Genomic DNA, 13,320 nt, shown 5'->3' with positions numbered 1-13,320 from the left:
GCCCATTTTATAATAGACATTCTCCGTGAAAATTTCTTAACCCACCCGCCATGGCAAAGGGGCCGGGTGTGTCAACAACCTTTCACATCATCGCCTTTTGTGACCAACGTTCTTATTATATAGAAAAAACGCGGCCAATGCAACCTTTTTTGGTAATATACTATCAGATTGCACATTTATGTATTATACAAACTTTTTCTAGTGATTGCAAGGGATCAGAGGATTTTTTTGTTGGGAAATTTGACGATTGGAAATTAGGACTCATTTGGTGCAGTTTGTTGTTATTGATATATTGCGACGTAAGGGAGGGTGATTTCCGATTAGGTATGTGCTGTTGCCGCCGTCCGGGATCACTCCGGGCGGATGCTTTCCGCGGGCACGGCCTCAGCCTCCTAGAGAAAACCACTCTGCGGGGTCTTCGGACTCGTGCTGTTTCCGCAGGAGTCACCGCCCTCCGCTCACCCGGACTGTTTTAGCTGTTCACACAAGAATTTCATTTATTACAATCGCTAATTATTGATGAACAAATACTATCCCAGCGGAGGAAAAACACGGAGACTCCTGTGGGAGCAGAGGCCTAGATGAGACCCCGCAGTGCGTCAGCACGAGGAGGCTCAAGGCTCATCAGCCCCCACGGAAAGCGCAGTGTTTTTCCGGAGCGGCCGTATGAGGCACTCGAAAATTTCATTACGTCGCAGTTTATATCAACTACAAATTAATATTCATTTCTTGAGAAAAGCAATAATCTTTTAGAGGACAACCAAAGATCAAATATTGTATGTTTAGGATAATTCCAGCAAAAAATAATGCAGGCAGCGTCGTCACGCTACCTGCATTTTACTAACACGATTATTTTTCAATTGTTGTTACTACGCCTGATCCAACAGTACGTCCGCCTTCACGGATAGAGAAACGAGTACCGTCTTCAATAGCGATTGGTGAAATAAGCTCAACAGTCATTTCGATGTTGTCACCAGGCATTACCATTTCTACTCCTTCTGGAAGTTGGATTACTCCAGTTACATCTGTTGTACGGAAGTAGAATTGTGGACGATAGTTTGCGAAGAATGGTGTATGACGTCCACCTTCTTCTTTTGATAATACATAAACTTCTGCTTTAAAGTTAGTATGCGGTGTAATCGAACCTGGTTTAGCTAACACTTGGCCACGATTGATGTCTTCACGGGATACACCACGTAAAAGTGCACCAATGTTGTCACCAGCTTCAGCATAGTCAAGCAGCTTACGGAACATTTCTACACCAGTTACCGTTGTTTTTCCTGGTGCTTCGTTAAGTCCGATAATTTCAACTTCGTCACCGACTTTAACTTGACCGCGTTCTACACGACCAGTTGCAACCGTACCACGTCCAGTGATTGAGAATACGTCCTCAACAGGCATCATGAATGGTTTGTCATTGTCACGTTCTGGTGTTGGGATGTATTCATCAACAGCATCCATTAATTCGAAAATTTTTGCTTCATAGTCTGCATCGCCTTCAAGCGCTTTTAGTGCAGAACCTTTAATTACTGGTACATCGTCACCAGGGAAGTCATATTCAGTTAATAGATCACGAACTTCCATTTCAACCAATTCTAATAGTTCTTCATCGTCTACCATGTCACATTTGTTAAGGAATACTACGATTGCAGGTACCCCAACATTACGTGACAATAGGATATGTTCACGAGTTTGTGGCATTGGGCCATCAGCAGCAGATACTACTAGAATAGCACCGTCCATTTGTGCAGCACCAGTGATCATGTTTTTAACATAGTCAGCGTGGCCTGGGCAGTCAACGTGTGCATAGTGACGAGTATCTGTTTCATATTCAACGTGAGATGTTGCGATTGTAATTCCACGTTCTTTTTCTTCTGGCGCACCGTCGATTTGGTCATAAGCCATTGCAGTACCTTTACCAGATTTTTTGTGCAATGTAGTAGTGATTGCAGCAGTTAACGTCGTTTTACCATGGTCAACGTGACCGATTGTTCCAATGTTTACATGACTTTTCGAGCGATCGAATTTTTCTTTAGCCATTTATATTTCCTCCTTTAATTAAGTGAACGTTTTTAAGTATTTTTCGGCCGGGAAATAACATTGTATCGTTATTTCCTAGCCTTCACTAAAGTTATACTTTAGATTTATCAAAAAATCAATTATTCACCAGCATTTTTTTTGATAATTTCTTCCGAGATGCTTTTTGGTACCTCTTCATAATGATCAAAATGCATGGTGTATTGTCCACGGCCTTGTGTGTTTGAACGTAATGCTGTTGCATAACCAAACATTTCGGAAAGTGGCACAAACGCTTTAATCATTTGGACAGGTCCACGTGCTTCCATACCTTCCACGCGTCCACGGCGGGATGTAACGTCACCCATGATGTCACCCATGTATTCTTCAGGAATCGTAATTTCAACCTTCTCAATCGGCTCAAGAAGAACTGGCTGACATTTATTTTTTGCTGCTTTCAGTGCCATTGAGGCAGCAATTTTAAATGCCATTTCGTTAGAGTCAACATCATGATAGCTTCCGTCAAACAATGATGCTTTTACATCAATTAACGGATAGCCAGCCAGCACGCCGTTCTCCATCGCTTCTTTAACTCCCGCCTCAACGGCTGGAATGTATTCACGCGGAACGACCCCACCAACAATTTTATTTTCAAATTCAAAGCCTGCTCCTTCTTCATTTGGCTCAAATTTGATCCAAACATGTCCGTATTGTCCGCGACCACCTGATTGCCGAATGAACTTGCCTTCAACATCAGCGCCAGCACGGAAAGTTTCACGGTACGCAACTTGCGGAGCACCAACATTTGCTTCAACCTTGAATTCCCGTTTCAAACGGTCAACGATGATATCAAGGTGAAGTTCACCCATACCGGAAATAATTGTTTGACCGGTTTCAGCGTTTGTTTCCGTTTTAAATGTTGGATCTTCCTCAGCTAGTTTTCCAAGTGCAATTCCCATTTTATCCTGGTCAGCCTTTGTTTTAGGTTCGATGGCGACGGAGATAACCGGTTCCGGGAATTCCATTGATTCTAGGATTACCAAATCTTTTTCGTCACAAAGCGTATCCCCTGTTCCAGTATCTTTCAAACCAACTGCTGCAGCAATTTCACCGGAATAGACCGTTGAGATCTCTTGACGTGAATTGGCGTGCATTTGTAGAATACGTCCCACGCGTTCACGTTTGTCTTTTACAGAGTTTTTCACATATGAGCCCGAATCCAATGTACCCGAGTATACGCGGAAGAATGTTAACTTACCAACGTATGGATCTGTCATGACTTTAAATGCCAATGCTGAGAATGGCGCATTATCGTCTGATGGACGAGTTACTTTTTCCTCTGAATCTGGAAGGATCCCTTCAATCGGCGGTACATCTGTTGGTGCTGGCAGATAATCAAGCACGCCATCAAGCATTAATTGAACACCTTTGTTCTTAAATGCTGAACCACAGAATACCGGGTAAAATTCAACAGCTAATGTTGCTTTACGAATTGCAGTTTTTAATTCATCATTAGAGATTTCTTCGCCTTCAAGATATTTCATCATTAAGTCTTCATCAATTTCTGATACAGCCTCAACTAATGAATCGCGAAGCTCTTCCGCCTTATCCTTATACTCCGCAGGAATCTCACGCGCCTCAGCACGTGTACCTAAATCATCTTCATAATAATAGGCTTCCATTGCAATAAGGTCGATAATCCCTTCAAAATCGTCCTCTGCACCAATTGGCAGCTGAACCGGATGGGCATTTGCACCCAATCTGTCCTTTAGTGTGCCTGTAGAGTACAAGAAATCTGCACCGATTTTATCCATTTTATTAATAAACACAATACGTGGTACGCCGTATGTTGTAGCTTGGCGCCACACTGTTTCTGTTTGTGGCTCAACACCTGATTGTGCATCAAGAACTGTTACTGCACCATCAAGTACACGCAATGAACGCTCAACTTCAACTGTAAAGTCTACGTGCCCCGGTGTATCGATAATGTTGATACGATGGTTTTTCCATTGGGCAGTTGTTGCCGCAGAAGTAATGGTAATTCCGCGTTCCTGCTCCTGTTCCATCCAGTCCATTTGGGAAGCACCTTCATGTGTTTCACCAATTTTATGAATACGTCCTGTATAGAAAAGAATACGCTCTGTCGTTGTGGTTTTTCCTGCATCAATATGAGCCATAATACCAATATTGCGTGTCTTTTCCAAGGAGAACTCTCTTGCCATGTATTCTTCTCCTTCCTGTCTAAAACTTTTAGTAAGGTTTTACCAGCGATAGTGAGCAAATGCTCTGTTTGCTTCTGCCATCTTATGCATTTCTTCACGTTTCTTAACAGATGCACCAGTATTGTTTGATGCATCCAAAATTTCATTTGCAAGACGTTCTTCCATTGTTTTCTCTCCGCGCAGGCGTGAGTAGTTAACGATATAACGCAGTCCCAATGCTTGACGGCGCTCCGGACGTACTTCCATTGGTACCTGGTAGTTTGAGCCACCAACACGGCGTGCACGTACTTCAAGTACCGGCATAACGTTTTTCATCGCTTGTTCAAATACTTCCATTGCATTTTGCCCGCTTCGTTCACCAACAAGTTCAAATGCATTATAAAGAATCTTTTGTGCTTTCCCCCGTTTTCCATCAACCATAATTTGATTGATTAAACGAGTTACTAATTTTGATTTGTATAGTGGATCCGGCAAGACATCGCGTTTAGGTACTGGTCCTTTACGTGGCATATGTCCCCCTCCTTTCCTGAATCTGCATCTCTCTATCATGCTGTTTATTTTTTAGGTTTTTTCGTGCCGTATTTAGAACGTCCTTGTGCACGTCCTTCAACACCTGCAGTATCAAGTGCACCACGAACAATATGGTAACGAACACCTGGCAAGTCTTTTACACGACCACCACGAATTAGTACAACACTATGCTCTTGCAGGTTGTGCCCAATTCCTGGAATGTATGCAGTTACTTCAATGTTGTTTGATAAACGAACACGTGCATATTTACGAAGCGCCGAGTTCGGTTTCTTTGGTGTTAATGTACCAACACGAGTGCATACACCACGTTTTTGTGGAGATGATTGATCTGTCAAAGATTTTTTAAAGCTGTTATATCCTTTGTTAAGTGCTGGTGAGTCAGATTGTTTTGTCTTGCTCACACGGCCTTTGCGTACAAGCTGATTAATTGTTGGCATATTTTTTCCTCCTTTCCAAGTACGATCTGAGTAAAAATAGATCATGAAAACCACCAATGTTCGTATATTCTGTAATACCACATATCCAGGTGGTTCATTTTTTAGCAAAAAACAAAGCTTTCGTGAGGGGCCCCTCACCAAAACTAATCTCGTTTAATTGCTACGGTCGATGCACCGACATCTATTCCGCAAGCTGTCCCAAGTTTTTTCATCGAATCTACACGCTCGATGGGAATACCAAGTTCCTCAGCAACATTCACTACATTTTGTGTCATGTGCTGATCTGCATCATTTGCAATAAGCACTTCACTTACGGTGCCATTTCTCATGGCTTTAAGCGTCTGCTTTACACCGATTATTAAGCGTGATCGAACCTGAGTTACTTTTTCATAAGACATCCACATATCCTCCAAAGCAAACAAGTATAATCGGAAGCACCTTGAATATATTATCATTGTCTTTTTTTAATGTCAACAACATTAACAAACTTTTGTGCTTCCGATTACTCCATCACTTGTTCTTCATCCATTAATATTTACTGTACTGCTTCCTCTTCTTGTACTTCCTCTTGTGGTTCATCCAGAGCCGCTTCAATTTTGCGGTACCGGTCAATTCCTGTCCCAGCTGGAACAAGTTTGCCAATAATGACGTTCTCCTTCAGTCCCAGAAGTTCATCACGTTTTCCTTTTATTGCAGCATCTGTCAGGACACGAGTTGTTTCCTGGAAGGACGCGGCAGATAGGAACGAGTCAGTTTCTAATGAAGCTTTCGTAATTCCGAGTAAAACAGGTTTGCCTACAGCAGGTTGCTTGCCCTCTTTTAAGACCTGATAGTTCGCATCTTTAAACTGATGGAATTCAAGTAATGAACCAGGCAATACGTCGGTATCTCCATTATCCATAATACGAATTTTACGAAGCATTTGCCGTACCATTACCTCTACATGCTTATCACCAATTTCTACCCCTTGCATGCGGTATACGCGTTGAACTTCACGTAATAGATAATCCTGTACACCTTCAACTCCTTGAACACGAAGAAGCTCTTTCGGATCAACAGAACCTTCTGTCAGCTCCTGTCCGGCAATAACTTCATCATCGAGAGACACTTTAAGTCGCGCATTGTACGGTACTGCATAAGACTTTTCTTCTACTTCACCTTGAATAACAATTTCCTGTTTGTCTTTCACTTCTTTAATTTCTTTAACCGTTCCAAAAATTTCTGTAATGACTGCCTGCCCTTTTGGATTACGGGCTTCAAAAAGTTCCTGGATACGCGGAAGACCTTGGGTGATATCGTCTCCGGCAACCCCACCAGTATGGAATGTACGCATCGTTAGCTGGGTACCAGGCTCACCAATGGATTGTGCAGCGATAATTCCTACCGCTTCCCCAACCTCAACTTCAGCCCCGGTTGCCAGGTTACGACCGTAGCATTTTTTACATACACCATGCTTTGTATTACATGTAAATGCTGTTCGTATCGTTACTTGCTCGATACCCGCTTCCAAAATTTGTTTGGCCTGATCCTCTGACATCACTGTATCATACTCAACAATGACCTCATTTGTTTCCGGATGGCGAACTGTTTCGAATGCGGTTCGGCCAATTAGGCGGTCAATAAGTGGCTCGATCATTTCGGTACCATCCATTAATGCTGTTACCGTTAAGCCACGATCGGTTCCACAGTCATTTTCACGGACAATGACATCTTGCGCTACATCGACAAGACGGCGTGTCAGGTATCCGGAGTCGGCTGTTTTCAATGCTGTATCAGCCAAGCCTTTTCTTGCTCCGTGCGTCGAAATAAAGTATTCCAGCACCGTTAGTCCTTCACGGAAGCTTGATTTGATCGGCAATTCGATAATACGGCCGGCCGGGTTAGCCATCAGACCGCGCATACCTGCAAGCTGTGTGAAGTTGGAAGCATTACCCCGAGCCCCGGAATCACTCATCATGAAGATAGGGTTTCGATTATCCAATGACTCCATTAATCTATCCTGAATGTTATCCTTCGCTTGTGACCAAATGGCGATAACACGATCATACCGCTCCTCTTCCGTAATTAACCCTCTGCGGAACTGTTTTAACACGTTATCTACCTTATTCTGTGCTTCTTCAAGAATTTCTTCTTTTTCTTTTAACACCACAATATCCGATACACCAACGGTCATTCCTGCCTTTGTGGAGTAACTGAAACCAAGATCCTTCATGCGGTCAAGCATTTTCGATGTTTCACTGATTTTAAATTTCTTAAATACTTCCGCAATAATATCACCAAGGAATCCTTTTTTAAATGGTTTGATAAGATCACGTTTTTTAATCTCTTCCTTGATATCCGTTCCGCTTTCCACGAAATATTTCTCCGGAGTACGAATTTCCAAATTCGTTTTGGTTGGTTCGTTTATATACGGAAACGAATCGGATAAAATTTCATTAAAAATCAATTTGCCTACTGTTGTTAGGAGCAACTGATTTTGTTGTTTTTCTGTAAAGGTTTTATTGTTTACACTTGATGCATGCACAGCAATCCTCGTATGCAAATGCACAAAACCATTTTGGTAGGATAGCAGTGCTTCATTAATGTCTCGGAATACAGTACCCTCACCAATCGCATTTTCGCGTTCAAGCGTTAGATAATAGTTACCTAAAACCATATCCTGTGATGGTGTAACGACTGGTTTCCCATCTTTTGGATTTAAAATATTCTGTGCAGCGAGCATTAAAATACGTGCCTCTGCTTGTGCTTCAGCAGATAATGGTACGTGTACCGCCATCTGGTCACCGTCAAAGTCGGCATTGTATGCTGTACATACAAGCGGATGTAAACGAATAGCCCGCCCTTCGACCAATGTCGGTTCAAATGCTTGAATACCCAGACGGTGCAGTGTTGGTGCACGGTTAAGCAATACTGGATGTTCTTTAATCACATCTTCCAGTACATCCCACACTTCTGGATGGACACGTTCAATTTTTCGCTTCGCTGATTTAATGTTATGTGCTAATCCTTTTTCAACAAGCTCTTTCATGATGAAAGGCTTAAATAATTCCACTGCCATCTCCTTAGGGAGACCACATTGATACATTTTTAGATGCGGACCAACAACGATAACGGAACGGCCGGAATAATCAACCCTTTTTCCTAACAGGTTTTGACGGAAACGTCCTTGTTTTCCTTTTAACATATGGGATAGCGATTTTAATGGTCTGTTACCTGGGCCTGTAACCGGACGACCACGGCGCCCGTTATCGATTAATGCATCAACTGCCTCCTGAAGCATTCTTTTTTCATTCTGTACAATAATGCTTGGAGCACCCAGATCCAATAACCGTTTCAGCCGGTTGTTACGATTAATGACACGACGATACAAATCATTTAGATCAGAGGTGGCGAAACGACCTCCGTCAAGTTGAACCATTGGTCTGATTTCCGGTGGTATTACAGGTAATACATCCATTACCATCCATGAAGGTTCATTACCTGAATTACGGAATGCCTCAATCACTTCTAAACGCTTGATTGCACGCGTCCGTCGCTGTCCGTGTGCAGTTTTAAGCTCTTCTTTTAACATATCTGCTTCCTTCTCAAGATCGATATCTTCAAGAAGCTTGCGAATTGCTTCAGCACCCATTTGCGCCTTGAAAGATTTGCCATATTTATCGTAATAAGTACGGTATTCTTTCTCCGACAATAGTTGTTTCTTTTCCAACGGTGTACTGCCTGGTTCGGTTACAATATACGCAGCAAAATAGATAACTTCTTCCAGCGCACGAGGTGACATATCCAGCACAAGTCCCATTCTGCTTGGAATTCCTTTGAAATACCAAATATGTGATACCGGCGCAGCAAGTTCTATGTGCCCCATCCGTTCACGACGTACCTTGGCTTTTGTAACTTCAACACCACAACGGTCACAGACCACACCTTTATAGCGTACTCGCTTATATTTTCCACAATGACATTCCCAGTCTTTTGTTGGCCCGAAGATCCGCTCACAAAAAAGCCCATCCTTTTCTGGCTTTAATGTACGGTAGTTAATTGTCTCCGGCTTTTTGACCTCACCGTATGACCAAGAACGTATTTTCTCCGATGAAGCTAAACCGATTTTCATATACTCAAAGTTATTTACATCTAGCAAGGGGTCTACCTCCCTTTTCGTGTCCGAATTTGCCATTTATAGAGGATGTTCAAAAAGTCCGGTAAAAATGACACACCAGGATAGGGGATCTTCGACTAAGTACCGACATGTCCTGTGTCAGCGCTGAGCTGAAGTCACCACATCCTATGGAAGCTCGTCGGCTTGTTTCACCACAATCGAAACCCCACCGCCTCGAACTTTAACGTGACAGGACGAGCTACTGTTGGCTATGGCTGTTGACATTACGACAGTTGCCAGTCCCGGCCATTTTTTTCTCTTTTTGAACACATTCTATAGTAAAACAGGAGATGCCGGCTCGAGTCAGGAGCCAACACTCCGTTCTGTTTTTAATTTTGTTCCACTTCCAGGTTAAGCTTGCTTGCTGCTTGTGTGTCTTCTTCCTCAATTTCACGCATTTCAATTTCCTTTTCGTCACTGGAGAGAATCTTGACATCCAACCCGAGACTTTGAAGTTCTTTAATTAGTACTTTGAATGACTCAGGCACACCGGGCTCAGGCACATTGTCACCTTTGACAATCGCTTCGTATGTTTTCACACGCCCGACAACATCATCAGATTTAACCGTTAAAATTTCCTGAAGGGTATATGCGGCACCATACGCTTCAAGTGCCCAGACCTCCATCTCACCGAAACGCTGTCCACCGAATTGCGCCTTTCCACCAAGCGGCTGCTGCGTAACAAGCGAGTATGGACCTGTTGAACGGGCATGCAGTTTGTCGTCAACCATATGTGCCAGTTTAATCATATACATGACTCCGACGGAAACCCGATTATCAAACGGTTCGCCTGTTCTTCCGTCATACAAAACTGTTTTGGCATCCTTGGGCATCCCTGCTTCTTCCAGTGTTTCCCAGACATCCTCTTCTGTCGCGCCATCAAATACCGGTGTTGCTACATGAATCCCTAATCTTCTGGCAGCAATACCCAGATGCAATTCAAACACCTGTCCAATATTCATTCGCGATGGGACACCTAATGGGTTAAGCATGATGTCAACCGGAGTTCCGTCAGGTAAAAATGGCATATCTTCTTCTGGTAATATTTTGGAAATAACCCCTTTATTACCGTGACGTCCAGCCATTTTGTCGCCTTCGTGAATTTTACGTTTTTGGACAATATAGGCACGAACAAGCTGATTAACGCCCGGTGGTAATTCATCACCGTCTTCACGGTTGAAAATCTTCACATCCAGCACAATTCCGCCGGCTCCATGTGGTACTCTTAATGATGTGTCACGGACTTCTCGAGCTTTTTCTCCGAAAATTGCGTGAAGCAAACGTTCCTCAGCGGATAATTCAGTCACGCCCTTTGGTGTTACTTTCCCAACCAAAATATCACCGTCAGTGACTTCTGCACCGATTCGGATAATGCCTTGTTCGTTAAGGTTCTTTAATGCTTCTTCCCCAACATTGGGGATATCCCGGGTGATCTCCTCCGGTCCCAGCTTCGTATCACGAGCCTCCGATTCATATTCTTCAATATGGATGGATGTATATACATCATCTTTAACAAGGCGTTCACTCATAATGATCGCATCTTCATAGTTGTAGCCTTCCCACGTCATAAAGGCAACCAACGGATTACGACCAAGAGCCAGTTCCCCGTCTTCCATTGACGGACCGTCTGCCAGGATCTCGCCTTTTGTCACGCGGTCTCCGGCACGAACAATCGGACGCTGGTTATAGCATGTTCCCTGGTTGGAACGGATGTACTTCTGTAGTTTATACCGGTCTAAATCACCTTTAACTTCCTTCCCGTCTACGTCTGATACGCGGCGGACATGTACCTCTTTCGCCTCCACATGTTCGACAATTCCGGAATGGCGGCAGATGATCGCAGCGCCAGAGTCCTTCCCTGAAACATATTCCATTCCAGTTCCGACAATCGGTGCTTCCGGATTCATCAATGGTACTGCTTGTCGCTGCATGTTAGCACCCATTAGCGCACGGTTTGAATCATCATTTTCCAAAAACGGAATGCACGCTGTTGCGGCTGAGACTACTTGTTTTGGCGATACGTCCATATAATCGATACGGTCCCTTGGTACGGCAGTGTTTTCCCCGCGGAAACGAGCAATAACTTCCTCATCCGCAAAGCTTCCGTTATCGGTTAACTGGGCGTTTGCCTGTGCAACAACATAGTTATCCTCTTCATCTGCAGTCAAATAATCAATTTGCGACGTTACTCTCCCTGTATCAGGATCAACACGGCGATATGGTGTCTCAATAAATCCAAATGTATTTACTCTTGCATAACTTGACAACGAGTTAATTAACCCGATATTCGGTCCTTCTGGCGTTTCAATCGGGCACATACGGCCGTAGTGGGAATAATGCACGTCACGCACTTCCATGCCTGCACGTTCACGGGTTAAACCACCAGGACCAAGTGCTGACAAACGACGCTTATGTGTCAGCTCAGCTAACGGATTGGTTTGATCCATAAATTGTGATAGCTGCGAGCTGCCAAAAAACTCCTTGATCGATGCAATAACCGGGCGTATATTAATTAATTGCTGTGGTGTAATACTTGATGTGTCCTGAATGGACATCCGCTCCCGGACAACACGTTCCATCCGTGACAAACCAATACGGAATTGGTTTTGCAGCAATTCACCAACAGAACGTAATCTGCGGTTGCCCAAGTGATCAATATCGTCTGTATCGCCTACCTGATGCAATAAATTAAAGAAATAGCTGACAGCTGATAAAATATCAGCTGGCATGATATTTTTTACCGCTTTTTCAATTCCTGCATTCCCAATAACATGTAATTCCCGTTCACCACTCGGGTCTGTCGGATCCACAATTTTTACTGATTGAACACGGATTGGATCCTCCAGCACACCATCATGCGGCTCCAGCGTCTGTTCACCAAGCATTCCCTCTTCTTTTTCCAGATGGGGAATTAGCTTGTTTAGTAATTTGCGTTCTAATCTATCGCCTTTTTGTGCCAAAACTTCACCAGTTTCTTGATCAACAACTGTCTCGGCAAGTACTTGGTTAAATAGACGATTTTTGATGTGCAGCTTTTTGTTCATCTTATACCGGCCAACATTTGCCAAGTCGTAACGCTTAGGGTCAAAGAAACGGGAGACCAATAGACTTTTCGCATTATCAACGGTAGGTGGTTCACCTGGACGCAACCGCTCGTAGATTTCCAGTAACGCTTTTTCCGTTGTTTCCGTATTGTCCTTATCCAAGGTGTTTTTAAGATATTCGTTTTCACCTATCAGATCCACGATTTCCTGATCTGTCCCAAATCCAAGCGCACGTAATAACACGGTAATTGGCAATTTGCGTGTTCGGTCAATTCGGACATAAGCGACATCTTTGGCATCTGTTTCAAATTCAAGCCATGCGCCACGGTTCGGAATCACTGTTGCTGTGATGCCTCTTTTTCCGTTCTTATCAATTTTTTCGTTATAATAGACACTAGGAGAACGAACAAGCTGTGATACAATAACACGCTCTGCCCCATTGATAATAAATGTACCTGTGTCCGTCATCAACGGAAAGTCTCCCATAAATACTTCCTGCTCTTTTACTTCACCGGTTTCATTATTAATTAAACGAACCTTCACACGAAGCGGAGCATTATACGTCACATCTCTTTCTTTCGATTCATCAACAGGGTATTTAGGCTCACCTAAACTGTAGTCAACAAATTCCAATGATAGGTTTCCTGTGAAATCTTCAATCGGTGAAATGTCCTGAAACATTTCACGCAACCCCTCTTCTAAAAACCATTGATAAGAAGCGGTTTGAATTTCAATCAGATTTGGTAATTCCAATACTTCACTGATGCGCGCATAGCTCCTGCGTTGGCGGTGCCGTCCATATTGAACTAGTTGACCTGTCAACTGCTTCACCTCTCAAATCAAGCATTTTTCATGAGTGTTCCTGAAAAATAACTATTTATATTAGAAAAACACAAACTGAAACAAATACTATT

At 43.3% G+C, this 13,320-nt stretch carries 7 protein-coding genes; all 7 read right to left on the bottom strand.

Going from position 1 to position 13,320, the window contains the following annotated elements:
- Positions 1 to 849 precede the first annotated feature (849 nt).
- Positions 850 to 2,040 carry an elongation factor Tu gene (gene tuf, locus CZ382_RS14035; RefSeq protein WP_088051823.1) on the bottom strand — a complete coding sequence of 397 codons (1,191 nt, stop codon included), beginning with the start codon at positions 2,038 to 2,040 and terminating at the stop codon, positions 850 to 852.
- 119 nt (positions 2,041 to 2,159) lie between these two features.
- On the bottom strand, positions 2,160 to 4,238 hold the full coding sequence (fusA, locus tag CZ382_RS14030) for an elongation factor G (protein WP_088051822.1): 2,079 nt from the start codon (positions 4,236 to 4,238) through the stop codon (positions 2,160 to 2,162).
- A 39-nt stretch (positions 4,239 to 4,277) separates the two neighbouring features.
- A complete protein-coding gene (gene rpsG, locus CZ382_RS14025; RefSeq protein WP_088051821.1) occupies positions 4,278 to 4,748 on the bottom strand; it encodes a 30S ribosomal protein S7 in 471 nt (156 codons plus the stop codon).
- 44 nt (positions 4,749 to 4,792) lie between these two features.
- Positions 4,793 to 5,206 carry a 30S ribosomal protein S12 gene (rpsL, locus tag CZ382_RS14020; protein ID WP_088051820.1) on the bottom strand — a complete coding sequence of 138 codons (414 nt, stop codon included), beginning with the start codon at positions 5,204 to 5,206 and terminating at the stop codon, positions 4,793 to 4,795.
- A 143-nt stretch (positions 5,207 to 5,349) separates the two neighbouring features.
- Positions 5,350 to 5,604 carry a 50S ribosomal protein L7ae-like protein gene (locus CZ382_RS14015; RefSeq protein WP_088051819.1) on the bottom strand — a complete coding sequence of 85 codons (255 nt, stop codon included), beginning with the start codon at positions 5,602 to 5,604 and terminating at the stop codon, positions 5,350 to 5,352.
- A gap of 137 nt (positions 5,605 to 5,741) precedes the next feature.
- Positions 5,742 to 9,344, bottom strand: coding sequence for a DNA-directed RNA polymerase subunit beta' (gene rpoC / locus CZ382_RS14010; RefSeq protein ID WP_088051818.1), 3,603 nt, complete (start codon positions 9,342 to 9,344; stop codon positions 5,742 to 5,744).
- A 347-nt stretch (positions 9,345 to 9,691) separates the two neighbouring features.
- Entirely contained in the window at positions 9,692 to 13,228 is a 3,537-nt protein-coding gene (gene rpoB / locus CZ382_RS14005) for a DNA-directed RNA polymerase subunit beta (RefSeq protein ID WP_088051817.1), read from the bottom strand.
- Positions 13,229 to 13,320: the final 92 nt, after the last annotated feature.

The sequence above is a fragment of the Virgibacillus dakarensis genome (genome assembly GCF_900155625.1).
Lineage (GTDB): Bacteria > Bacillota > Bacilli > Bacillales > Amphibacillaceae > Lentibacillus_C > Lentibacillus_C populi.
This window is presented reverse-complemented; position numbering and strand designations above follow the sequence as displayed.

Bases quoted from the DNA above. Each gene is read 5' to 3' on its own strand.
- tuf (WP_088051823.1), bottom strand. From the start codon at position 2,040: ATGGCTAAAGAAAAATTCGATCGCTCGAAAAGTCATGTAAACATTGGA.
- fusA (WP_088051822.1), bottom strand. From the start codon at position 4,238: ATGGCAAGAGAGTTCTCCTTGGAAAAGACACGCAATATTGGTATTATG.
- rpsG (WP_088051821.1), bottom strand. From the start codon at position 4,748: ATGCCACGTAAAGGACCAGTACCTAAACGCGATGTCTTGCCGGATCCA.
- rpsL (WP_088051820.1), bottom strand. From the start codon at position 5,206: ATGCCAACAATTAATCAGCTTGTACGCAAAGGCCGTGTGAGCAAGACA.
- CZ382_RS14015 (WP_088051819.1), bottom strand. From the start codon at position 5,604: ATGTCTTATGAAAAAGTAACTCAGGTTCGATCACGCTTAATAATCGGT.